A 25,370-nucleotide genomic window follows, 5' to 3' on the forward strand; every position below is an offset into this window, starting at 1 on the left:
AAAATTTTCGAAATACAATACAATTTTAAGAATTTAATAAGTCCTGTTTTTTAATTGATTTCATTAATTTCGCTTCTATGTCTGTTAATTTGCAAACTCCCATAGATTATTTAAAAGGCGTAGGCCCAAATCGTGCCGATTTACTGCGTAAGGAGTTAAGCATTCACACGTATCAAGATTTACTCAATCTATTCCCAAACAGATACTTAGACAGAACACAGTATTACAAAATAAGTCAACTACAACGCAACAATGCCGATGTACAAATTATAGGTAAAATCATTAGTTTTAAAGAAGTTGCTCAGAAACGAGGCAAACGTTTAGTTGGCACATTTCAAGATGAAACTGGGACTATGGAACTGGTTTGGTTTCGTGGGCAAAAATGGATAAGAGAAAGCTTAAAACTAAATACAACTTATGTAATTTTCGGAAAAACCAATTGGTTTAACGGTAAATTTAATATGCCGCATCCGGAGCTTGAATTGCTTGAAGAACACGAAAAAAATTTACGATCTGCAATGCAACCTGTTTATCCTTCAACAGAAAAGCTAACAAACAAAGGCATAACCAATCGCGTGATTAGTAAAATCATGCAGCAATTGTTTATTGAAACCAATGGGAAATTTACAGAAACACTTTCTGATAATTTAAGATCTGAATTAAAATTAATCAGCAAATCTACAGCGTTGTTTAATGTTCATTTTCCGAAAAACCAAGAACTACTTTCAAGAGCCCAATTCAGGTTAAAATTTGAAGAATTGTTTTATATTCAACTCCAATTAATTCTTAAAAATTTAATCCACAAATCAAAAATAAAAGGATTTCCTTTCAAACAAGTTGGCGAGTATTTTAACACCTTTTACAAAAGCCATTTACCCTTCGAATTAACCAACGCACAGAAACGTGTTTTAAAAGAAATTCGTGCCGATTTGGGTAGCAATGCACAAATGAATCGTTTATTGCAAGGTGATGTTGGTTCTGGAAAGACCATAGTAGCCTTCATGTCAATACTCATGGCGCTTGACAACAATTTTCAAGCATGCTTAATGGCGCCGACTGAAATTTTGTCAGTTCAGCACTATAACGGTTTAGTTGAATGGTGTAATGATTTAAATATCAGTATAAAACTGTTAACTGGTTCAACTAAAACTTCAGATAGAAAAAAAATTCATGAATCTTTAGAAAATGGTGAATTACAGATACTAGTTGGCACCCATGCCTTGCTTGAAGATAAGGTGAAATTTAAAAATTTAGGACTTGCTATTATAGACGAACAACACCGATTTGGAGTCGCACAAAGAAGTAAATTGTGGAAAAAAGGACACACTCAAAGCCCTCCTCAATCCTCCCATGGGGAGGAAGTAAAAAAGATACTTAAAAAGTATATGACTGCTCGACCATCAGTCTATAAATTATTAAAAGAATTACAGGTTAAAAACAAAAACCAACCTACAGAAGCCGAATCTGTTTTATGGGAATGTTTGAGAAATAAAAAGTTAGAATATAAATTTAGGAGACAACATATAATCGACGAGTTTATTGTTGATTTTGTAAACCTAGAAAAAAATTTAATTATAGAAGTTGATGGTGGTTATCACAATACTATCGAACAAAAAGAAGCTGATGAACTAAGAACACAAATTCTAAGAGAAATTGGTTTTAAAGTAATTCGGTTTACAAACGAACAAATTATTGGAGATCTAGATAATGTATTGAACTATATCTCGAAATCATTGAAAAGCCTCCCTTCTGGGGAGGTTGGAGGGGCCTTTATCCCGCCCCACATTCTCGTTATGACAGCAACACCAATTCCTAGAACTTTAGCTATGTCGGTTTATGGCGACTTAGATATTTCGATTATTGACGAATTACCACCAGGAAGAAAGAGCATTAAAACGGTACATCGCTATGACAAAAACCGATTAAATGTATTTAAATTTATACGTGATGAAATTTCTAAAGGAAGACAAATTTATATCGTCTATCCTTTGATTCAAGAAAGTGAATCGATGGACTATAAAGATTTAATGGATGGTTATGAAAGTATTTCTAGAGATTTCCCGATGCCAGAATACCAAATATCTATAGTTCATGGTAAAATGAAGCCTGCCGATAAGGATTATGAAATGCAGCGCTTTATAAAAGGTGAAACTCAAATTATGGTGGCCACAACGGTTATTGAGGTTGGTGTTAATGTTCCAAATGCATCGGTAATGATTATAGAAAGCGCAGAACGTTTTGGTTTATCACAATTACATCAATTACGAGGACGCGTTGGTCGAGGAGCGGAACAAAGTTTCTGTATTTTAATGACTAGTCATAAATTAAGTAACGATAGTAAAACGCGTTTAGAAACCATGGTAAGAACCAATGATGGATTTGAAATTGCCGAAGTAGATTTGCGCTTACGTGGTCCGGGAGATATTATGGGTACACAGCAAAGCGGTGTTTTAAATCTAAAAATAGCCGATATTATAAAAGACAACGACATCTTACAATTAGCAAGACATCATGCCAAATCTATTCTAAAAATAGATCCTTCGCTAGCACTTTCAGAACATCAAGTAATTCTAAATACCTACAGACAACTGAGCAAATACAAAAATATCTGGAATTATATTTCTTGATAATAGAACGAAAAAGACGGTAAACTTAACTGAGAGTTTGTTTAAAAACACGTAACTCGCATTAGGGATAGAGGCATTGTTGGAGCTCTCCCGATTTTTCTTCAGGAAGCGACTGCTGAAATGTTTACATTCATGAGTTCATTAATATAAAATTTAAATCAACGAACTAAAGCCCGACCTTTAGGGAATGCCCAAATAATAAAATCGCCCATTTTAATGATTATAACTACTTTTACAAAAAACAAAAAAGTATGCTTGGTTTAAAATTAGCAACCGATCCGCGTTGGGTAAATATTGTAGAATCGAATATTGAAGAGATTTTAACTGACCATGCTTGGTGTGAGCAAAAAGCGGCTACCAATGCCATAACCATTATTACGCTAAATTCTGAACATACCGATTTGGTTACCGACTTGCTAATACTTGCACAGGAAGAATTAGAGCACTTCCAGATGGTGCATGATATTATAAAGAAACGTGGCTTCAAACTTGGTAGAGAACGAAAAGACAGTTATGTAAATGAGTTATATAAGTTTATGAATAAAGGCGGAAACAGGCTGCAGTGCATGGTTGATAGGTTATTGTTTTCTGCTATGATAGAAGCTAGAAGTTGTGAGCGTTTTAAGTTGCTTTCTAAAAAAATTAAAGACCCTGAATTGGCTAAGTTTTATCACGATTTAATGATAAGTGAAGCTGGCCATTACACCACGTTTATTGGTTTTGCGCGTAAATACGGTAAAGATATTGATGTTGACAAACGCTGGCAAGAACTGATTGATTTTGAAGCTGAAGTGATTAAAAACTACGGCAAATCTGAAACCATACATGGATAAAAGCTCAACCATTTAAATGATTGAGCTTTTAACTGCTGATTGTAGTTTGATTGATGTTTGTTGACGTACTCCAAATTAGACAGTTTATTTATACCATCTTGTTAGCATTTTGTTAAATATCTTTATAACTCTGTTAATTAACATTTTAACACTTAATCTTTCCATTACAAAATCAGGTTTAGATTGATTAACTTTGCATTCCTTATATTTTTATAGTCTATTTTAAGGCATGATAAACATCCACGAAAAAACATTACAGGATTTAGAGTTTCAAACGGTTTTACAACAGGTAAGCGAGCTTTGTGTTACGCCTTTGGGGAACGAAAAAGCATTGCAAATTTCACCTTTTAAAACTTCAGAAGAACTGCTTAACGCTCTAAAATTAACTAATGAATATGTATCATCTTTTTACAACGATAACCGCTTGCCTAATCATAGTTTTGATACGATTTCTAAAGAAATAAAACTTCTTAATATTGAGAATACCTATTTAGAGGTTCATGGTTTAAAGAAAATTGTTGCCATGTCTAATACGGTGAACGACATTGTAATCTTTCTTAAAAAATTTCAAGAGTATTATCCTGCCTTAAACACTTTTTCGTCGCATATTGAAGTGACAAAAGCAATCATAGAAAAGGTAGACGCTATAGTAGACCGCTTTGGCGACATAAAAGACAACGCCTCTAGTCTATTGTTTGAATTACGACAGTCGATAAACAAAATAAAAGGAAAAATAAATGCAAGTTTCGCTACTGCATTAAACAACTACCACGGTTTAGAATATTTAGATGATATTCGAGAATCTGTTGTAGACAACAAACGTGTTTTGGCTGTAAAAGCCATGTATCGCCGTAAGGTTAAAGGCTCCATAATGGGCGGAAGCAAAACAGGAAGCATCGTATATATCGAGCCCGAAACCACTTTACAGTACACTCGAGAATTAAACAATTTAGAGTACGAAGAGCAGGAAGAAGTAATTCGTATTTTAAAAGAAGTCACCAATTTTATTCGTCCGTTTTTACCTTTATTAAAAGATTATCAAGAGTTTTTAATTGCCATAGATGTGATTTCCGCGAAAGCGAAATACGCTAAATCTATGAATGCGATTCTACCTGAATTTTCGGAAGACAAAAGCATGTATTTGCGCGATGCTTATCACCCACTGCTCTACTTAAATAATTTAGAAAAGAACGAAAAAACCTTTCCACAAACCATAGAATTAAAACAAGACAGCCGTATTATAGTTATTTCTGGTCCCAATGCAGGAGGTAAAAGTATTACCCTAAAAACAGTGGGATTATTGCAAGTGATGCTGCAAAGTGGCATGTTAATTCCAGTGCACGAGCGCAGTAAAGTGTGTTTATTCGATAGAATTTTAAGCGATATTGGCGACAATCAATCTATTGAAAATCATTTAAGCACATATAGTTATCGCTTAAAACAAATGAATTACTTCCTTAAAAAGTGTAACAAAAACACGCTATTTTTAATTGATGAATTTGGTACTGGAAGTGACCCTGAACTTGGCGGCGCTTTAGCTGAAACGTTTTTAGAAGAATTTTATCATCGCGAAGCCTTTGGCATTATTACAACACACTACTCCAATTTAAAGATTCTTGCCAACGAGTTGCCATTTATGCTTAATGCCAATATGTTGTTTGATGAACGCAGTTTAGAACCACTTTTCAAACTCGTTATCGGTCAAGCCGGAAGTAGTTTTACCTTTGAAGTTGCCCAGAAAAATGGAATTCCTTATAGTTTGATAAACCGAGCTAAAAAGAAAATTGAACGTAGTAAAGTCCGTTTTGATGCAACTATTGCTAAACTTCAAAAAGAGCGTTCAAAGCTTGAAAAAACAGGGCAATCACTCAAACAAAACGAAAAGAAGAAAAGTGAAGAAGCCGATAAGTTAGAGGAAATCAATGCGAAGGTTCAAAAAAAATTGGAGAGCTATCAAGAGTTATATGACACCAATCAGCGCCTCATTTATTTGGGACAAAAAGTTAATGATATTGCTGAGAAATACTTTGAAAACAAGCAGAAAAAAGCATTAATGTCTGAGCTTTTTAAATTGGTTCAAATAGAAAACTCCAAGCGTAAAAAGGTTTCTGCGAAAGCGAAAAAAGCCATTAAAGCTAAAGAAAATCAAGTAAAACAAGAGGTTGAAAAGAAAGTAGAAGTTATAAGGAAAAAGAAAAAAGAAGCCAAACAAAAGGAAAAAGAAAAACCAGCAGCACCAAAGCCAACATTAAAAGTAGGAGACCGCGTGCGCATGTTAGACGGCCGTTCGGTTGGTAGTATCGATAAGTTTGAAAAAGGAAAAGCCATTGTAAATTACGGTATGTTTACAACCAATGTGAACATAGAATTGCTAGAATTGGTTGAAGCAGTTAAAAAATAATTTTTTTAACTTTAAATAAAAAAAGCATGAAAATGAAATTAACGAGATTTTATCTTATCGGACTGATTGCCATTTTTTGTTCCTGTAGCAGTTCTAATAACGAAGATGAACAGGAAATTGAAAATGAGCCAATTGAAACCACCGACGACGATGCAAAAATAGTATGGAAAAATTGGTATTTATCGGTTCCTCTTAATCGTGGTAATGGCAGCGCTACTTCCATTTTTTATCAGGATATTGTGAATGATAGACTTACTGATGCTGAGGCTGAGTATTTCTATAAAAATGAAGATGGTAGCTACACCATGTTTACCAAATTTACTGGATTTACAACTTCAGGATTATCAGAATTAGGAGGAAAATATTGTAGAACGGAACTGCGTGAATTTTGGAGAGGAAATCAATCTACATCTGATAATTGGTCCATGTCCACTGGAACTCACATTTTAGAAAGCACCTTGAAAGTTGATTTTGTTGAAGGCAACGGCAGAACCATTGTAGCGCAAATTCACGGTAAAGAAACTGCAGGTCTTGAAGGCGCTCCAGCCACCGTTAAAATAAGATGGAATAGCGGAACTCTTCAAATTGATTATTACACCAAACCAGATGCTGGCGAACTTTGGACAAGTGCTTTTGATGATAAAATTGATGTAGGTGTTGTAGACAATGAAATTTTCACCTTTAAAATAAAAATTGAAGATGGTAAATTTTATTACGGTTTAGTTTGTGAAGCAAAAAGCATAAACATTGACTATACTTTGATTTACGACTACGTTGGCAATGGTTATGCGCACGAAAACTACTTTAAAACTGGTAATTATTTTGGTTGGCACGATGATTATGAAAAAACAGCGCAGGTTGTTTTGTATGAAGTCAAGACTGAGCACTTTTAACACTAATATGTTTATTTGAATATAAATCTCTTTAAAAAGAAGCTTAAACTGGATAAAGAAACGGATTTAAACCAGTTCTTAAATACACTGTAAAGTCGTATCTTTACTAGGTGGAAATCAATATACCAAAACATAAAAAATTAATCCTATTCGACGGTGTTTGTAACCTTTGCAATAGCTCGGTATTATATGTTATAAAACGGGATAAGAAGCAACGATTTATGTTCGCTCCTATACAAAGTAAGGTTGGCGAACAAATTATTCAAAAGTTTAATATCGATACAACTCAAGTCGATTCTATAATTTTATATCACCCAGAAAAAGGGGTTCATTACAAATCTACAGCGGCGTTAAAAATAGCGTCGAGATTAGGGTTTCCAACAAATGTATTAGCTATATTTTTAATTGTTCCCAATTTTATTCGCAATTGGGTTTACGATTATATTGCCAAAAATCGCTTCAAATGGTATGGTAAGAAAGAAGCTTGTATGATTCCTACTCCTGAGCTGAAAAATAAATTTTTGGAATAGTTTTTTATCCGAAATAGTCTCTACTTCAAACTTTTTAGAATAAAATCCACCTTTTTATTGGCATTTTTATTTTCAGCGTAAGCATCGGTGATGTGTTTTGAAGGAAGCGCAAGACCTTTATCAATTAAGGTAGTAATTTCGTTTGCATATACCAACGACACTTTGCCTGTTAACAGCAAGCTTAAATCTTTCCCCGCATGATAGTAATCGTAAATCTTTTTTAGTCCTGTTAAGTACAGATAATCTTTAGTAAATCCGCCACCACGATGGGCTCTAACGGTAATATAGAAGGCTTCTTCACGTTCTAAATCATATTGATTATGTAACAACCTAAAAGTTCTTGAAAATGTATACCCTTTTGCTAAACTATCAACTGCGATCACACGGTAAGCCAGCTCTTTTAATCTTTTTATAGTTAAATTATTACTCATATATTCTGAGAAAACTGCCAAACCTTCTTGCGTTTCTTCGTTATTTGGGAAACCATGCGAAAATATCTTTAAAGGATGTAATAAACCGTTCATTGTAGTTACCATATGCACTCCAATTTCATGATTTGTTAGTACCGCAATCTCATTTTCAGAATACTTGTGATTGGAATTTAAAACTAAGGTTTTAACATTATTTAAAACCATAGCTATCGCGGATATTTTATCGGAATATTTTATGTTATAACTAAAATCGTATTTTTTAGAATAGTCTTTAAAAAACACTTCGGTCTCAGTGGCAGTATATTTTGGTTTAAAAACGCCTTCCTCCTGGTTTTCTTCTTCAAAATGAAGGATGAATTTAGCATTTTCAACATCATTTTCGGTAGGCGTACCAAAACAACGTAAACAGTTGTAGTAGAATTTTTTACCATCTCCAATGGTTTGTATACATTGTATTAAGCCTGAATAGGCATAAATAATATCTTCATATAAATTTTTAACTGTAGTGTCTTCTATTTGCTCTAAAGGCAAAGTAAACAAAGCGCGGTGCAGCTTAAACCTATCAAAATTAATTTCTGGATATTTGAACACCGGATCTGATAAATACTTCGATGAAAAAAAACGTATTTTTTCCTCTTCAATATTTGTTGGATTCACATAGCTTAACAATTCTATTTGTTTTACAAGTGAATCTATTTGTTCGTCAATATCTAAAAGGGCTTTAGTAGCCACATCATGTTTCATATATTATAAACCTATTATTTAAAGGTATTGTAAGTGCTTTGAGCATGTTCAGGGATGCGAAAAGCTAATTCTTTATGCACTGCATTAACCACTTCTGGATAAATAACTTGCTCATTCTCATCACAATATACCTTTGCGATTTCGGTTGCCAAAACTAATGTATTTTTAAAATTTTGAGTAATATATTTTAAAAAATAACCATTGCCTTGAAAAGTGTCGTTAATTTTTGAAGTTGATTTTATGCCATTAGGAAACTCTATTTCAGACAAACTTTGCCTCCAAGTTTCAACCGTGTTTCCAAATCGGGCATTATCGATATTGCTTGTGCCTAAATTCCAAGTTGGCACCTCCCTATCCCATCGTTTCCAATTATAGCTATGCATATCATAAACGGTGCAAAATCCGAATTTAGACTCTAATTGATTTATTAAAGCATGAACTACCTTATAAAAATTATTGTGTTTTTTAATACTTTTATTAATCATGGCTTCAGAAAGCGGATTTTTCCAAAGTTGTTTTCCCCAAGCATCAAAATAAATAGCATGATTAGGAGCACGATTTAAATCATACTCAAAACGTGAATCGCAACCAGCAATAACAATCGGGTGTGATATTACCATGTTTTTGGTTTCAGGATCTTCTTCATACCACCGTTCGAATTGGGTATGTAAACACGGTTCCCATAGTTCTTTTCTAAACTGATGTCCGTCATGCACCGCTGCGCATGCATAAGGCACATACTCGTCAATTTTTATAGTAAACGCATAATCTGCAGACACCGCTTCAATCGTTTTACCAGCCTCAATATTTGCAATAATTTCGGCAACAGTTAATCTAGTCATCTTTAAGAATCTTTTTTAACTGATTATAAATCATTTGTTCTACAACATCATAATTTCCATCTGCAAAAGCCATGAGTTTAATATCGGCGAATAAATCTGCGAAATCGTTGCGATAATAATCATGAGATTTTACAGCTTCTATAATATTTTGAATGCTTTGGTAATCACTATCCTTTTCAAATTGCGCACTCACTCGATTATAAACCTGCTTATTTACCCGACTTAAAATATATTTTTTTTCTACATGAGATTCACTCAAATCTGAATGCGAAACATACATTAAAATATAGGCTAACAATTCATTCTTTGTCCAAGTACTGGGTTTATCCATTTCACCTGTTGTGAGTGTTCCATATTCGGTCCACGACCCATCATAAACCGAAATATTCTTATATCCAGACAATTCTGCACCTAAAGCTAAAACGCAAGCCGTAATGCCAGATCCACATGAAAAAATAATAGGTTCGTGTTGTTCTGCGACCATATAAAAGGCCTTGGCTAGCTCTTTTTTAGATTTTAAAACGCCGTTATTAAGTAAATCGGTATATGGTAAATTAACAGAGTTAGGAATAGTTCCCATGCGCAATCCTTCTCTTGGTTCTGGCTCTTTACAATTAAACCTACCAGCAGACCGTGCATCAATAATTTTATGTGTTTTATCTTGTGAAGCGTAAACAATGTCATCAAAAAACTTCATGTAATGCGGTTGAAGTTTAGCAACAAAATCGCCTTGTTCAACATCATTAGGCTTCATTTTCTCTGTTGGAAATCCCGCTTTTTTCCATTCTGGGAATCCACCATTTAAAACCGCAACATTATCAAATCCAAAAGCTTTGAATAGCCACCAAACACGAGCACTAGAGTAAATACCTTTATCATCATAAACTACAATAGCACTATTTTGATTGATACCTAAAACTCTGGCTTCCTTTTGAAATTGTTGTGCAGAAGGAAACGCACTTGGAAATTCTTTCGTGGTGTCGCTAAACTTTTGTTTTATATCGAAAAATTTAGCGTTCAAAATTTGTTCGTGAGATGCATCAAATGGTTTGGCTATAGTACCATCTAAAACCACCAAATTTTCAGCATTTAAGCGCTCATGAAGCCATTTTACCGAAACAATTGGAGAAATGAAGGATTTGATGAATGTCATGTTAATTATTTTTTCAGAAAATAATAATATGTTAATGTTTCTCGCTCTAAAAACTAGGAATAGTACTAGGCATCTTCAACAGCTTTTCGCAATCTTGAACGCCTATCGAAAGCTTGAAGTTTATCTATAACTTTCATTTCAAGAAAATCGATAACTTTTTCTTCTATTTTAGTTTTTAGCTTATATACTTTATTGATGTAGGTGATACCTCCAGGAGACATAACATTTACTTCAACCAGTTTACCACCAATAACATCAATACCAACAAAATAAAGTCCGTCGTTCACCAGTTTAGGTCCAATTTGTTTGCAAAGTGCCTTTTCTTCTTTCGTTAATGCGTGCCTTTGAACACTGCCTCCTGCTGATACATTCGAACGGTGGTCTTCCTTACCGGGAACGCGTTTCATGGCACCAACTGGCTCACCATTTAGAATTAGAATACGCACATCGCCTTGGTCTGCACCTTCAATATAATCTTGAAGTATAACGTAACTAGACGAACCATCGCTATTATTAATATAAAAGTCTAATAAAGAGTTAACGTTACTCATGGCCGATTTTTCGATAAGTATCACTCCAGAACCTCCATAGCCGTTAAGTGGTTTCAAAATCATTTTATCTGCTTTCGACTCTTTGATTTGCCTAATTAGATAGTTTTTGCTTTTTGATACATGAGTTGCCGGTATGATATTACTATGTGCATCGCCGAAAGCAGCGGTATATAATTTATTGTTTGCTTCTCGCATACCTTCTAGAGAATTCATAATAAAAACATCGTCTTTAACTGAATCCAGAAAGTTAAGCATAATTGGATCTAACGGGGGGTTAGCTCTAAAGAATATAACATCGAATCCTGCAAGGGGTAACATTTCCTCTCGAAGTTCTACTTTATTGTAAAAGGATTTTAATGATGAAGGTGTTTTATCCATTCGACTAATAACCGAGCAATTGGCAGTAGTTACACTGTTGCGAATGGTTAAATCTGCAGGAATACACATGGCTACACCATGTTTTCTTTTAACACATTCTTTTATTAGCGCTAAGGTTGTATCATCTTCTGGGATTATTTCGTCCCAAGGATACATGATGAAGCAAACATTCATGCTTTATAGATTTTGATTAAAGATTAAATATTCCTTTAAATTTAAAAATTTTATTTCACTTCGTCGTAATGGTCGTCCCATTCTTTTGGTTGAGGATCATGTAATTTATCTAAAGATTTGGCTACCATCATAGATACGGTAGCATCTCCCGTAACATTTACAACGGTTCTACACATATCTAATGGGCGGTCTACAGCAAAAATCAGTGCTAATCCAATAGGAAGTAATTCGGCAGGAAAACCAATAGATTCTAATACTATAACCAGCATAACCATTCCTGCACTAGGCACTGCAGCACTACCAATAGATGCTAATAAAGCTGTAGCTACTATAACCAATTGATTAGTAAAAGTTAAACCCTCTGGCCATATGACTTGCATGATAAACACCGCAGCAATACCTTGATATAAACTGGTTCCATCCATATTTACGGTAGCTCCAACTGGAAGCACAAAACCTGACACTTCTTTATCTACACCTAAATGTTCTTCCACACGCTCCATAGTTACAGGAAGTGTTGCCGCACTACTACTTGTTGAAAATGCTAAAAGTTGTGCTGGACTAATTTGTTTTAAAAACCACATCGGATTTTTTTTGGTGTATACGGTTATTAAAATCAAATAAAAACCTATCATTAACATCAGTCCACCAACCACACAAAGCGCATAGTAAAGCAGTTTTACAAGAATTTCGGTATCGTCAAAAGCAATAATAACGTTAGCTAATAATGCGAATACTGCATAAGGTGCAAAAAGCATAATTAAATCTACCATTTTCATAACTACTTCGTTTAGCGAATCGAAGAAATCTACTAAAGGTTTCGCTTTTTCCTCTCCAATTAAAAGCAAGCAAATACCAACAAATAAGGCGAAAAATATAACTTGAAGCATTGAAGCTTCTACAAAAGATTCAAAAATATTACTTGGAAAAATATCAACTAAAGCTTGCAATGGACCCGCATCTTTTTGTGCCGATGCCTTCATTAACTTATCGGTTACGCCTGCGTCGTTTTCGTATTTTAGTTTGATTTTTTCTATAGTTTCTTGCGGCATTCCCTTTCCTGGTTTAACCACATTTACTATACTTAAGCCAATAACAATGGCTACTAAAGTTGTTGTTATATAAATTCCTATAGTGCGTAAGCCCATAGATTTTATTTTAGAAATATCCTTTAAATCTGAAATTCCTTTAATTAACGAGGCTAATATTAAAGGCACTGCAATTAACTTTAAAAGATTAATGAAAATGGTTCCGAAAGGTGCGATCCAGTCTGTTACAAATCCTTTACCGCCATCAACGGTATTCATTATAAAACCAAAAATGATTCCAAGAACCATTCCTATAATAATCTTCCAATGTAATGCTAGTTTTTTCATGTGCTATTAAATATTGTTAGTCGCGAACAAGATAAGTATTTTAAATTTTTACAGCATGTGATTTTATAAAAATGCCAAGTACAAACAATAAGTACAGGCCATTACTGATGATTTAGCCCCGATTGAAACGGCATCCTTTTTTGTGCTAAACCCAAAAATTAAGCTTAACTGAAATTTAGTTTCAAAAACTAAGCACTATGATATACTGCAATAAGTTCAGCACAAGAAAGATATAGTGGAAAGCGGGAAATAGCTTCAAATAAAAAAATTATCCTTTAGCTATCTCTCCTATTTCGGCAATGAATTTATCGCCCAAAACATCGGCTTCTTGTTGAGATTTTGCCTCGGTATAAATTCTGATAATAGGCTCTGTGTTACTTTTACGAAGGTGAACCCAACTTTCTGGAAAATCGATTTTTACACCATCAATGGTGGTTAGTTGCTCGTTTTGGTAACGCTTTTCGATGGTTTTTAAGATCCCATCGACATCTAAACCAGGTGTTAATTCGATTTTCTTTTTACCCATAAAATAACTTGGGTAGGTTTTTCTTAGCGCGCTTACACTCATTTTTTTATCGGCTAACAAGCTTAAAAACAACGCCACACCAACCAAAGCATCGCGACCATAATGTGCGTCTGGATAAATGATACCGCCGTTGCCCTCGCCACCAATAACAACCTTATTTTTTTTCATGAGTTTCACTACGTTTACCTCTCCAACGGCACTGGCTTCGTAGGTTCCGCCATGTTTTTCCGTAACATCGCGAAGGGCTCTTGTTGAACTCATATTGCTCACTGTATTTCCTGGTGTTCTGCTTAATACATAGTCTGCACAGGCTACCAAGGTATATTCTTCACCAAACATTTCGCCATTTTCGTCCATAAAAGCTAGACGATCTACGTCTGGGTCTACCACAATTCCGAAATCAGCGTTATGTTTTTTAACGGCATCCGATAAATCGGTTAAATGCTCTTTTAAAGGCTCTGGGTTGTGCGGAAAATGTCCGTTTGGTTCGCAATAAAGCTTTACCACATCTACTCCTAAACGCTCTAAAAGTAACGGTATGGCGATTCCACCTGTAGAGTTCACACCATCTACAACCACCTTAAAACGGGCTTCTTCTATGGCTTTTACGTTTACCAAATCGAGGTCTAGAACTTCAATAATATGTAAATCGATGTAGGCTTTGTTTTTTGTAATTTTCCCAAGGCTATCAACATCGGAAAAAATCATATTATCGCTTTCTGCGATGTCTAAAATTTTAGCGCCTTCAACAGCATCTAAAAACTCACCTTTTTCGTTTAAAAGCTTTAATGCATTCCACTGTTTAGGGTTATGGCTAGCGGTTAAAATGATGCCACCATCGGCATGTTCCATAGGTACTGCAACTTCAACAGTTGGTGTAGTAGAAAGCCCAACATCAACCACATCGATACCTAAACCGATTAAGGTATTCATGACTAAATTTTGAATCATTTTTCCAGAAATACGGGCATCTCTTCCAACAACTACTTTGTAGTTTTCTTTATCGCGTTGTTGTTTTAACCAAACACCGTAAGCCGATGCAAATTTCACAGCATCTATAGGTGTTAGATTCTCTCCTACTTGTCCGCCAATAGTTCCTCGAATTCCTGAAATTGATTTTATAAGTGTCATATATTTTTTTAATTAAAAGGCAAATATAGTATTTCAAAATCGGATTTCTTAAAACGGAATTCGTAAATTTCACCAATGAATTATTTAGCGCACATTTATCTTTCTGGCGATAATGACTTAGTAACTCTTGGTAACTTTATGGCCGATGGTATTAAAGGAAAGAGGTATAAAAAGTACCCTAAAAACATTCAAATTGGTATCTTGTTACATAGACATATCGATTCATTTACCGATGCGCACGAAACGTTTAGACTAAGCACAAAGCGGCTTCATGAAAAATACGGACATTATTCTGGCGTTATTGTAGACATCCTTTACGATCATTTTTTAGCTAAAAATTGGGATAGATACTGCGACACGCCTTTAAGCGAATATATAGATGCATTTTATGATACCTTGGAAGCAAACTACGATTTACTACCTTTAAGAATTCAAAAAATGATGCCTTATTTACTTGCTGATAATTGGTTGTTGAGTTATGCAACTATTGAAGGCATATCACGAGTTTTAGATGGCATGAACCGACGCACAAAAAATCGGTCTAGCATGAACGAAGCAGTAGTAGAGCTTGAAGCCTTTTACGAAGAATTTGAAAATGAATTTTTTGAATTTTTTGACGAACTAATTGCTACCTCAAAAGAAAAATTAGAATTTTTAAACCAAATGATACATGATTAAACGTTTTATATTTCTATTACTAGTAATAAGCTCCTTTGCATCTTGTAAAAAAGCCGAAAATCCGGCGCAGGTTGGTTTAATCGCTAAAAATGCGGTGGTAGTTTCTGCCAGAGCTGAAGCTTCGCAAATTGGTATTGACGTTCTAAAAAAAGGAGGTAATGCTTTTGATGCCATGTGTGCTACACAATTAGCGCTTGCGGTTGCTTATCCGTTTGCTGGAAACCTTGGCGGTGGTGGTTTTATGGTTTACCGAAAAGCTGATGGCGAAATCGGCTCGATCGATTTTAGAGAAAAAGCTCCGCTAGCAGCAACTCGAGATATGTATTTAGATGACAATGGTGAAGTCATTCCAGACAAAAGTATTCTTGGGGCCATGGCGGTAGGTGTTCCCGGTACCATTGCAGGTGTTTTTGATATCCATGAAAAATTTGGGTCTTTACCTATTGAAGATATCATTCAACCTGTAATAGATTTAGCCTACAAAGGCGTGATTGTTACCAAAAAACAAGAAGCCCGCATTAAAAAATACCAACCGCTTTTTCCTAAGGCCAATAAAGAACCTATATTTTTAGATAAACCTTGGAAATCCAATGAGGTTATTACCTATCCTGAGCTCGCTAAAACTTTAGAACGTATTTTAGAAAACGGAAGAGACGAATTTTACAAAGGTGAAACCGCGAAAACATTAGTGCAATTTATTCAAGATAACGGAGGCATCATTACCGAAGAAGATTTATCTAAATACGAAGCCAAATGGCGCGACCCAATTACGTTTACCTATGATGATTTAAAGATAATATCCATGGGGCCACCAGCAAGCGGCGGCATTTGTTTAGCCCAAATCATGAAAATGCTTGAGCCTTTCCATTTAGATGAATACGGCCATAATTCTGTAAAAAGCATACAAGCCATTACCGAAGCAGAACGACGCGCATACGCAGATAGAAGCTTCTTTTTAGGCGATCCAGATTTTGTAAAAATCCCAATTAGTACACTTATTAAAGATGACTATTTAAGCGGAAGAATGCTCGATTTTTCTTTTGAAAAAGCAACACCTTCCAGCGAGGTTAGACATGGCAATATTCAAATTATTGAAAGCGATGAAACCACGCACTTTTCTATTGTCGATCCATACGGAAATGCCATAGCAACAACCACAACTTTAAATGGTGCTTATGGCTCTAAATTGTATTGTAAAGAACTTGGTTTCTTCCTAAACAACGAAATGGACGATTTTAGCAGTAAACCCGGAGCGCCAAATATGTTTGGTCTTCTTGGAGCCGAAGCCAATAAAATTGAACCCGAAAAGCGCATGTTAAGCTCTATGACTCCCACCATTATAGAAAAAAACGGAAAATTATACATGACTTTAGGCTCTCCCGGAGGCGCTACCATTATAACCTCGGTATTACAAACCATTTTAAATGTTCACGAATATAAAATGTCTATGCAAGCAGCTGTGAATGCGCCACGTTTTCATCATCAATGGCTACCCGATGAAATTAGTATGGAACCCAATAGTTTCAATAAAACGCTAATAACACAACTCGAAGCTTTGGGATATACTATTAACGAGAAAGATTCTCCCGTTATTGGTAAAGTAGATGGAATTCTAGTTTTGGAAGATAATTCTTACGAAGGTGGTGCCGATCGTCGGGGTGACGATACCGCTATCGGTTTTTAAGCAATATGCTTTTTAAATACAACATATTTAATAAATTAGCCGTTAATAATCCTTAAACGGGAACCTATTTATGGCCTCTAAAAAAACAAATCCAATTAAAATAATTGCTGGTGTTGTTATCTTTTTAACACTTCCAACGCTGCTGTTTTTTGGATTCCTTTACTTCAAATATCACGAAGATTTACCAACAGGCATTCAAGGCGAACAGGCCGATGCTTTAGCCTATAAAATGCTTGATGCCCTAAATTACGAAGCTTATAAAAGCACCAATTATATCGAGTGGACCTTCAAAAAAAGACGATATTACGAGTGGGATAGAGCAAAAAACACATGCAATGTCATGTGGAAACAAAACAAGGTAGCACTAAATTTAAACAATCCTTCAAAAAGTAAAGTCTACATACATAGCTTTAATCACGAAGGCGAAATGGCCGAAAAACTTATCAAAAAGGCTCTAAAATACTTCAACAACGACTCGTTTTGGCTCGTGGCCCCCTATAAAGTACTCGATAAAGGTGTCGAGCGCCGACTCGTTAAAACCAGCAATAACAAAAATGCCCTTTTGGTAACATATACTAGTGGAGGCTCCACCCCTGGCGACTCGTATTTATGGCTCCTAGACAATAACAACAAACCAACAGCCTTTAAAATGTGGACCTCGCTGCTACCTATCGATGGGCTAACAGCCACCTGGGAACACTGGACCACAACTCAAACCGGCGCACAATTACCAACATTTCACAAGCTACTCTTTTTCGGTTTAGAAATAGAAGATATTCAAGGCACACACAATTAATATTATGGCGCTACCCTCTCGGGTCGGGCTATACATTGCAAGTCCTCGTTCGTGCCTCACTGCGGGCTTTCCATTGCTATCCCTAGCGCACTTTTTAGTGTAAAACAAATTTTTATTAAGAATTTACTATTTTATTAAAATTCAACTCAATATTCATTGTTCTAAAATTTACAAAAGAGCATTAAATACTAGCCTCATCCCCTATTGAAGCGCAAAAAATTTAATAATATTAATGTAATATTTTCGTTAAATACCGCTTAATATATTGTCATAATGTAAGATTAACCTTTTAAATTTGTAGTCTTATTGTAGAAAAATGTTTTTTTCCTACAATTTTTATATATTTAATAATTATTACACTTTTTTCAAAGTTAGCTCATGTAGAATTTGGTTAATCTTAGTTATGCGTTATTAACATTATATGAAATATAAATTTATTTATTTTACTTTTCTTTTCTTAACCAATATTGCGTTTTCGCAAAGCAAAGAATTACATATCCAATATGACTTTTATTTTAAAGATTATTATCCTGAAGAAAGACAAATAAGTGTAATTGCCAACTATGAAGAATCACTCTCCACAATAACAAGAACCATCATGTATAAAGAACGTGGGGAAACTAATTATGAGCCAAAATCATGGTTCACACATGTTTTTAAAACAAAGGATTCCCTTTATTACAAAGAAACAGCTCCAACTGGTATAGATTATCCCTATTTTGTGAAAGAGTCACTTAATCAAATGAAATGGAACCTAACTTGGAATTACAAATCAGTTTTAAATTATATTTGTCAAGAAGCTACCTCCATTTATAGAGGAAGAGAATATATAGCTTATTTTACAACAAAAATTCCTTTTAAAGCAGCACCATGGAAATTTCATGGACTTCCTGGAGTCTTACTAGCAGTAAAAACATCTGATAATAAGATAACAATTGAAGCTCGAGAACTTCAAATAAAACCTATTTCTGGATCACTAGAGAATCCATATTTAGAAATAGAAAAATGGATAACATGGGATTCATTTAAAGAACTATATAAAAAATCAAGTGAAGACTTTAAAAATAAAACTGTTAGCCAATTGTCTTCAGTAGGCAAAAGCGGACATTTATTAGGGAAACCAAAAATTCGCGAGGAATTGCGAATGGAAATCATTGTTGACGGCAATGGAGGATATGAAAATCCATAAACTAACTTTTAAAACAACTCGCTTTAACTTGATTTTTAAATTTGAAAAAACTAATCATTTTAATTGTATTCTTAATTTGCACCATAAATGTTATTGGGCAGAAAGAAATAATAGTTTCAGGAATTGTAAAAGATGAACATAACAAAGTCCTACCTTATATTGATGTACTTTTAAAAAACAATGACAGCCTAAAGTCGATAGTAGCATATGCCATTACAGATAATTTGGGAAGATATCAAATTATACATCAAACCAAACACAGTGAAGTTTTTATTGAAACATCCTCTTTAATTCATAAAAAATCATCTAAAGTTTTAAAAATTAATAAAAACACACAAAGATTTATTGAAAATATAATTTTATTTGAACGCGTAGAGGAATTACAAAGTATTGAAATAAGAGCTGCTCCTAGAGTTTGGGTGAAAAATGATACCACAACTTTCAATATAGAAAAATTAACCAACGGGTCTGAACGCGTAGTAGAGGAAATTTTAAAAAAACTCCCAGGAGTTACCGTAAATGATAAAGGCAGATTAAAGTTTAAAGGTAAAAATGTACGGAATGTACTATTGGATGGGGATAATCTTTTTAATGGTAATTATACAGTTGGTACTCAAAATATTAATGCGAATCACATAAAAGGTATTGAAGCTATTGAAAATTTTGAAGACAATCCATTGTTACAAGGATTAAGTCAAAATGATGAAGTTGCTTTAAATTTAAAGTTTGGTGAGGGAGTGTCTCTTTCTGGAAATGCAGAATTGAATTATGCTACCAAAAATAGATGTGCAGTCAATACCACAGCTATAGGAGTTTCTAAAAAATTAAAAGGGTTCTCAATAGCCTCGTTTAATACTACAGGTAATCAAACTAATAATGAACAATTTGACGCTGGAGATTTTATAAATAATTTAAGAGATCAAAACACCAATGGTTTAACATCGCCAAGTTATATTAGTGATGGTAGCCATTTACTACCTGAAAACAATAGTGTACGCAACAAAGAGTTTTTTGGAAGCCTGAATATTCTGCCTAAAATATCGGAAACCGAAATATTGAGAATAAATATTGATGCGCTTTCAGACAAATCTTTGGAAAAGAGCGAAACATTAACTTTAATTGGAGTTAATACTTCTAATCCAATACGAATTGATCAACGTTATAGTAACTTAATTAAGCCAATTTATCTCAATTCCAGCTTGATGTTTCAGAAATTCATCTCATCGAAAAAATCGTTTACTACTAATTTTAAATACTCGAAACTTAATAATGATCAGAATATACTAGGCATTCGTAATGATGAGGAACAAATTGAACATTCGATTTTTAAAGAGCTATTTTTATCAAATAATACTTCGTACACATACCGTATTAACCAAAAAAGTGCAATAAAAATTGAAGGACTTATAGTTTACAGCGAAAAACCAGAAAGATTAACTCTATCATCAGGTATAGACTTTTTAACAAATTCAACAATAAAAGGCACAAAAAACAACCAACATGTTTACTCTAAAAAACGTCAGATTCAAATATTAACTAATTATTACAAAAAATATAGGAAAGAAGATAAGTTTAATTTAAAAATTAACATTACTTCATTTGGTAATAACTTAAGCAGTTCATTAACCAACATTAATGAAGAAATTAGTTTTAAAAACAAATCAAATTACACAGTTTTTCTTCCAGAAGTTTCGACTGAGTATTTTTTTAAACATAAAAATATTAGTTTGAAGCCAATATTAAAAATGAAATTATTTTCATATACATATAACGACAAAATAAAATTGAGTAATCTGAATAATAGTACACTTCTATTTGACACGGCAATTCAAGCGAAATACGAATTTGATAAACTGAATAGTGTTTTAGCTAGATTTGGTCAAGTTAATAATATTCCAAAAGAAGAAAATCTATATACCAATTTCATATTACGCAAAAATAGAATTCTTCAAAATAATGAATTAAACTTTGATAGACTCAAATCTAATAATATAAGTATTGTCTATCGTTACGAAAACTTATTCAAGAATACTGACATTCGATTGGGTTTCAGCTATGAGAAAGATGATAATGCATATATCTCTGATAACTCAATAAATAATGATGTTTCATTGGTAACAAACTTTCTTCAAGACAATGGTTCTGAGAGTAAAATTTGGGATTTCTCATTCATTAAATACTTGAGTTCGCTGCGTTGTACTTTTCGCGTTAATAGTTCATATAATCGTTCAGATTATTTTAATTATTTTAATGACTCAGAATTAAGATTTAATAGAAGTGAATTTTGGAATACAACTTTGAGTATTGGCACTTCGTTTATTGGCAAGTTTTTATTTGGTAATAATTTGACCTATAATCAAATCAATTTTTCAACTCAAGGTGTTCAAGGTTATAAAAATGAAGCTTTAACCAATAATTTTAACGTTGCTTATGTATCACACGAACGTTTAAGAATTGATACTGATATTAATTATTTATTACCAAATATTAATAATCGAGAAATATACACGTTACACTTAAATACTTCAATAAATTTGCAAAATAAAAAGAAAACTATTTCTTATATTCTCAAGGGTCGAAATTTGTTAAATCAATCAAATCAAGGAAAAGTTAACAATAGTGATTTTTCAACCACTACTTCGTATGAATCTTTATTTGAACGACTTTTTCTATTTGCTGTAAGTTTTAAATTCTAAATACTATTTAATATCTCTTTATCTACGATTTTGTCGAATAAATAGTTGTTAGAATTTTCAAAACACCACCAAATTATTCGCATTGTTAAAGTTCTGTTAAATCCTAAAAATTTTCATCCAATACAATGTTTATACATTACCCCTTAAAAAACAGGATCTAATAAAACAAAGTATTCATTCTAATAAATCTTACCTTCAAAATAAGTAGGTCTACCTAAAAATCATTCAAAATAAATTGTAAATAACCCTAAAAAACAAAGGGTTTGAGAAAATACAAAATTACCAATATTAATAGTAATACTATTAAAAAAGAAATTAATACTTCGTATATTAGCAGTATAAATATTAAACTTAAATCCTATGAAAAATTTACTCTTTTTATTAATTTTTGTTTGTGGTGTTTCTTTTGCAAGTACAAGTCCAACACCTGTTGTAAATAACAACGATCCTAAAGTAGGAGATGTGTTAAAAATTACAACACCAAAACATGTAGCGTTCAATCACATTGAATTTCCAAAACTTAACTTTATCGTTAAACGTGGCGGATTACCAAACTACAAAAGTGTTTATGGCGAACTTGTAATTGTAAAAAAAGTAACTAACGAGGACGGAAGCATTCATGTACTGCTAGAAAGAAAGGATGGCAAAAAGTTTTTTGGCTTTCTCAAACAAGTTTCTGCCAATTACACCGATTCTATTGAAGCAGGAGAAATTGTGCGCGTAGATAAGTAATATTAATTTTAGTCTCATGAAAAGAAGCTACTTAACGTAGCTTCTTTTTTTTTGGTCAAAATTAAGCTAAAATGCTCTTAACAAAAGTTTTAAAACTTCTATAAATTGAAATAAGCGCAGACCAAAATTTAACGTCAAAAATTGTAACTTTGCACTTTTGCCAATTTATGAGCCAATTCACAGATTTTATTGAAGTTAAAGGATCGCGAGTTCACAATCTTAAAAACATTGATGTATCTATTCCGCGCGAAAAGCTTGTGGTCATTACCGGATTATCTGGTAGTGGAAAATCTTCATTGGCTTTCGATACCATTTATGCCGAAGGACAACGCCGATACATTGAAACATTCTCAGCATATGCCAGACAATTCCTAGGAGGCTTAGAGCGACCTGATGTTGATAAAATTGATGGACTCTCCCCTGTTATTGCTATCGAACAAAAAACAACAAGCAAATCGCCACGTTCTACAGTGGGTACCATTACCGAAATCTACGATTTTATGCGATTGCTCTTCGCTCGTGCTAGTGATGCTTACAGCTACAACACAGGCGAAAAAATGATTAGCTACAGCGATGAGCAAATTAAAGCTTTAATCATTAAAGATTTTGAAGGGAAGCGTATCAATGTATTATCGCCTGTTATTCGTTCTAGAAAAGGACATTACCGCGAATTATTTGAGCAAATCGCCAAACAAGGTTTTGTAAAAGTAAGAACTGATGGCGAAATTCGTGACATTGTAAAAGGCATGAAATTAGACCGCTACAAAACTCACGATATTGAAATAGTTATAGACCGATTGGTTATTGACCATACCGTTGACAACGATAAACGCTTAACAGAAACCATTAATACCGCCATGTATCATGGTGAAGATGTGCTTATGGTTATTGACCAGGATACTAACGAAACCCGGTATTTTAGCCGAAGTTTAATGTGTCCAACTTCTGGGATATCCTATCCAAATCCGGAACCCAATAATTTTTCATTCAACTCACCAAAAGGGGCTTGTTCAAACTGTAACGGTATTGGTAATTTATATCAAATTAATGAACATAAGATTGTTCCAGACGATTCTCTTTCAATTAATTCTGGTGCCCTTGCGCCCCATGGTCCGCATAAAAACAGTTGGATTTTCAAACAGTTTGAAACCATTGCGCAACGTTTCAATTTTAAATTAACCGACGCTTACAAAAATATTCCTGAGGCTGCTAAACAAATGATTTTATATGGTGGCAACGAGAAGTTTTCAGTAGAAAGTAAAACATTGGGTGTAACACGCGACTATAAAATTGATTTCGAGGGTGTCGCCAATTTTATTGAAAATCAATACAAAACGGCGGAATCTACATCTTTAAAACGATGGGCAAAAGAGTATATGGATAAGGTTAAATGCCCGGTTTGTGAAGGCTCACGTTTAAAAAAAGAATCACTGTATTTCAAAATAAACAACAAGAATATAGCAGAACTTGCTAATTATGATATTGTTGAGCTTGCCAATTGGTTCAACGATTTAAACGAACACCTCTCTGAAAAACAGCTTAAAATTGCCGAGGAAGTTGTAAAAGAAATTAAATCGAGATTACAGTTTTTACTCGATGTTGGCTTAGATTACTTGTCGTTAAACAGAAGCTCTAAATCGCTTTCCGGAGGGGAAGCGCAACGCATTCGTTTAGCAACACAAATTGGCTCGCAACTAGTAGGTGTACTTTATATCTTAGACGAACCAAGTATAGGATTACACCAACGCGATAATGAAAAACTCATAAATTCCTTGATATCACTTCGCGATATTGGCAACTCGGTAATTGTTGTAGAGCACGACAAAGATATGATTGAGCGTGCAGATTATGTGATAGATATTGGCCCCAAAGCAGGAAAGTATGGTGGCGATATCATCAGCATAGGAAATCCTGAAGAACTAAAATCTCACGATACCCTTACTGCCGACTATTTAAATGGCAACAAAGCCATAGAAATTCCTAAAAAACGCAGAACTGGAAATGGAAAATTTCTAGAAATTAAAGGCTGCACAGGAAACAACCTAAAGAATGTTTCTGTTAAATTTCCATTAGGCCAAATGATTGGAGTTACTGGGGTTTCAGGTAGTGGCAAATCAACTTTAATAAACGAAACACTCTATCCTATTTTAAATGCCCATTACTTTAATGGCGTTAAAAAACCAATGCCTTACAAGAGTATAAAAGGTTTGGAACATATTGATAAAGTGATAGACATTAATCAATCGCCCATTGGTAGAACACCACGCAGTAATCCTGCTACCTACACCAAAACGTTTGATGAAATTCGTGCTTTATTTGCCAAAATTCCAGAGGCTATGATTCGTGGTTACAAAGCTGGTAGATTTAGCTTTAATGTTAAAGGCGGAAGATGCGAAACCTGTCAAGGTGGTGGTTTGCGTGTTATAGAAATGAATTTTTTACCAGATGTTTATGTAGAATGTGAAACCTGCCAGGGTAAACGTTTTAATCGGGAAACTTTAGAAATTCGTTATAAAGGCAAAAACATTAGTGATGTCCTGAACATGACGATGAATGAAGCTGTGGAGTTCTTTGAGCATATTCCTAAAATTCATAAAAAACTAAAAACAATAAAAGATGTTGGTTTAGGTTATATCACCCTCGGGCAACAAAGTACAACACTCTCTGGTGGTGAAGCACAACGTATAAAACTAGCCACCGAACTCTCTAAAAGAGATACAGGAAATACGTTTTATATTCTTGACGAACCCACAACAGGTTTGCATTTTGAAGACATTAGAGTACTTATGATTGTACTCAATAAACTCGTAAATAAAGGGAATACTGTTGTTATAATTGAGCATAATTTAGATGTGATAAAAACAGTAGATCATATTATAGATATAGGTTACGAAGGTGGTAAAGGCGGCGGACAAGTTGTAGTTGAAGGGACACCTGAAGAGATTATAAAGCACAAAAAAAGTTACACGGCGAAATTCTTGAAAAAGGAAATGAAAATGTAAATC

General features: G+C 34.0%; 18 protein-coding genes. 12 read left to right on the forward strand and 6 right to left on the reverse strand.

Annotated elements, in window-relative coordinates; translation table 11 throughout:
• Positions 1-77: 77 nt before the first annotated feature.
• From O5O44_RS10195 to O5O44_RS10215, 5 genes are all read left to right on the forward strand, one after another.
• Positions 78-2,627, forward strand: a complete 2,550-nt coding sequence (locus tag O5O44_RS10195; protein WP_289194260.1) for a DUF559 domain-containing protein — start codon at positions 78-80, stop codon at positions 2,625-2,627.
• Positions 2,628-2,878: 251 nt separating this feature from the next.
• A complete protein-coding gene (locus tag O5O44_RS10200) occupies positions 2,879-3,460 on the forward strand; it encodes a MiaE family protein (RefSeq protein WP_289194261.1) in 582 nt (193 codons plus the stop codon).
• Positions 3,461-3,689: 229 nt separating this feature from the next.
• A complete protein-coding gene (locus O5O44_RS10205) occupies positions 3,690-5,861 on the forward strand; it encodes an endonuclease MutS2 (protein WP_289194262.1) in 2,172 nt (723 codons plus the stop codon).
• A 32-nt stretch (positions 5,862-5,893) separates the two neighbouring features.
• Positions 5,894-6,754 carry a polysaccharide lyase family 7 protein gene (locus O5O44_RS10210; protein ID WP_289194263.1) on the forward strand — a complete coding sequence of 287 codons (861 nt, stop codon included), beginning with the start codon at positions 5,894-5,896 and terminating at the stop codon, positions 6,752-6,754.
• A gap of 110 nt (positions 6,755-6,864) precedes the next feature.
• Positions 6,865-7,284 (forward strand): thiol-disulfide oxidoreductase DCC family protein, encoded by a 420-nt coding sequence (locus tag O5O44_RS10215; RefSeq protein ID WP_289194264.1) that lies wholly within the window; start codon positions 6,865-6,867, stop codon positions 7,282-7,284.
• A 20-nt stretch (positions 7,285-7,304) separates the two neighbouring features.
• On the opposite strand, the gene O5O44_RS10220 is transcribed toward O5O44_RS10215, so the two are convergent.
• The 6 genes from O5O44_RS10220 to glmM form a co-directional block, all read right to left on the reverse strand.
• Entirely contained in the window at positions 7,305-8,459 is a 1,155-nt protein-coding gene (locus O5O44_RS10220; RefSeq protein WP_289194265.1) for a peptidase MATCAP family protein, read from the reverse strand.
• Positions 8,460-8,473: 14 nt separating this feature from the next.
• Positions 8,474-9,301 (reverse strand): N-formylglutamate amidohydrolase, encoded by an 828-nt coding sequence (locus O5O44_RS10225; RefSeq protein ID WP_289194266.1) that lies wholly within the window; start codon positions 9,299-9,301, stop codon positions 8,474-8,476.
• Entirely contained in the window at positions 9,294-10,454 is a 1,161-nt protein-coding gene (locus O5O44_RS10230) for a sulfurtransferase (protein ID WP_289194267.1), read from the reverse strand. Before O5O44_RS10230 ends, O5O44_RS10225 begins: the two co-directional genes overlap by 8 nt.
• Before the next feature lie 65 nt (positions 10,455-10,519).
• Entirely contained in the window at positions 10,520-11,557 is a 1,038-nt protein-coding gene (gene gshB / locus O5O44_RS10235; RefSeq protein WP_289194268.1) for a glutathione synthase, read from the reverse strand.
• Between the two features lie 50 nt (positions 11,558-11,607).
• Complete coding sequence (locus tag O5O44_RS10240) at positions 11,608-12,933, reverse strand: dicarboxylate/amino acid:cation symporter (RefSeq protein WP_019387482.1); 1,326 nt, start codon at positions 12,931-12,933, stop codon at positions 11,608-11,610.
• Between the two features lie 268 nt (positions 12,934-13,201).
• Positions 13,202-14,590 (reverse strand): phosphoglucosamine mutase, encoded by a 1,389-nt coding sequence (gene glmM, locus O5O44_RS10245; RefSeq protein ID WP_289194269.1) that lies wholly within the window; start codon positions 14,588-14,590, stop codon positions 13,202-13,204.
• Between the two features lie 75 nt (positions 14,591-14,665).
• On the opposite strand from glmM, the gene O5O44_RS10250 reads away from it, so the two are divergent.
• From O5O44_RS10250 to uvrA, 7 genes are all read left to right on the forward strand, one after another.
• Positions 14,666-15,268: an acyl carrier protein phosphodiesterase gene (locus O5O44_RS10250; RefSeq protein ID WP_289194270.1), complete on the forward strand. Its 603-nt coding sequence runs from the start codon at positions 14,666-14,668 to the stop codon at positions 15,266-15,268.
• Positions 15,261-16,952: a gamma-glutamyltransferase gene (ggt, locus tag O5O44_RS10255; protein ID WP_289194271.1), complete on the forward strand. Its 1,692-nt coding sequence runs from the start codon at positions 15,261-15,263 to the stop codon at positions 16,950-16,952. Before O5O44_RS10250 ends, ggt begins: the two co-directional genes overlap by 8 nt.
• A 70-nt stretch (positions 16,953-17,022) precedes the next feature.
• Complete coding sequence (locus O5O44_RS10260; protein ID WP_289194272.1) at positions 17,023-17,748, forward strand: hypothetical protein; 726 nt, start codon at positions 17,023-17,025, stop codon at positions 17,746-17,748.
• Between the two features lie 421 nt (positions 17,749-18,169).
• A complete protein-coding gene (locus O5O44_RS10265) occupies positions 18,170-18,937 on the forward strand; it encodes a GLPGLI family protein (RefSeq protein ID WP_289194273.1) in 768 nt (255 codons plus the stop codon).
• 41 nt (positions 18,938-18,978) lie between these two features.
• Positions 18,979-21,633, forward strand: coding sequence for a TonB-dependent receptor (locus tag O5O44_RS10270; protein ID WP_289194274.1), 2,655 nt, complete (start codon positions 18,979-18,981; stop codon positions 21,631-21,633).
• Between the two features lie 360 nt (positions 21,634-21,993).
• Positions 21,994-22,365 carry a hypothetical protein gene (locus O5O44_RS10275; protein ID WP_289194275.1) on the forward strand — a complete coding sequence of 124 codons (372 nt, stop codon included), beginning with the start codon at positions 21,994-21,996 and terminating at the stop codon, positions 22,363-22,365.
• A gap of 167 nt (positions 22,366-22,532) precedes the next feature.
• On the forward strand, positions 22,533-25,367 hold the full coding sequence (gene uvrA, locus O5O44_RS10280) for an excinuclease ABC subunit UvrA (RefSeq protein ID WP_289194276.1): 2,835 nt from the start codon (positions 22,533-22,535) through the stop codon (positions 25,365-25,367).
• Positions 25,368-25,370 lie beyond the last annotated feature (3 nt).

Source organism: Algibacter luteus, assembly GCF_030344935.1.
GTDB lineage: Bacteria > Bacteroidota > Bacteroidia > Flavobacteriales > Flavobacteriaceae > Arenitalea > Arenitalea lutea.

Coding starts and splice junctions, on each gene's coding strand:
- O5O44_RS10195 (WP_289194260.1), top strand. CDS start 78: ATGTCTGTTAATTTGCAAACTCCCATAGATTATTTAAAAGGCGTAGGC.
- O5O44_RS10200 (WP_289194261.1), top strand. CDS start 2,879: ATGCTTGGTTTAAAATTAGCAACCGATCCGCGTTGGGTAAATATTGTA.
- O5O44_RS10205 (WP_289194262.1), top strand. CDS start 3,690: ATGATAAACATCCACGAAAAAACATTACAGGATTTAGAGTTTCAAACG.
- O5O44_RS10210 (WP_289194263.1), top strand. CDS start 5,894: ATGAAATTAACGAGATTTTATCTTATCGGACTGATTGCCATTTTTTGT.
- O5O44_RS10220 (WP_289194265.1), bottom strand. CDS start 8,459: ATGAAACATGATGTGGCTACTAAAGCCCTTTTAGATATTGACGAACAA.
- O5O44_RS10225 (WP_289194266.1), bottom strand. CDS start 9,301: ATGACTAGATTAACTGTTGCCGAAATTATTGCAAATATTGAGGCTGGT.
- O5O44_RS10230 (WP_289194267.1), bottom strand. CDS start 10,454: ATGACATTCATCAAATCCTTCATTTCTCCAATTGTTTCGGTAAAATGG.
- gshB (WP_289194268.1), bottom strand. CDS start 11,557: ATGAATGTTTGCTTCATCATGTATCCTTGGGACGAAATAATCCCAGAA.
- O5O44_RS10240 (WP_019387482.1), bottom strand. CDS start 12,933: ATGAAAAAACTAGCATTACATTGGAAGATTATTATAGGAATGGTTCTT.
- glmM (WP_289194269.1), bottom strand. CDS start 14,590: ATGACACTTATAAAATCAATTTCAGGAATTCGAGGAACTATTGGCGGA.
- O5O44_RS10250 (WP_289194270.1), top strand. CDS start 14,666: ATGAATTATTTAGCGCACATTTATCTTTCTGGCGATAATGACTTAGTA.
- ggt (WP_289194271.1), top strand. CDS start 15,261: ATGATTAAACGTTTTATATTTCTATTACTAGTAATAAGCTCCTTTGCA.
- O5O44_RS10260 (WP_289194272.1), top strand. CDS start 17,023: ATGGCCTCTAAAAAAACAAATCCAATTAAAATAATTGCTGGTGTTGTT.
- O5O44_RS10265 (WP_289194273.1), top strand. CDS start 18,170: ATGAAATATAAATTTATTTATTTTACTTTTCTTTTCTTAACCAATATT.
- O5O44_RS10275 (WP_289194275.1), top strand. CDS start 21,994: ATGAAAAATTTACTCTTTTTATTAATTTTTGTTTGTGGTGTTTCTTTT.
- uvrA (WP_289194276.1), top strand. CDS start 22,533: ATGAGCCAATTCACAGATTTTATTGAAGTTAAAGGATCGCGAGTTCAC.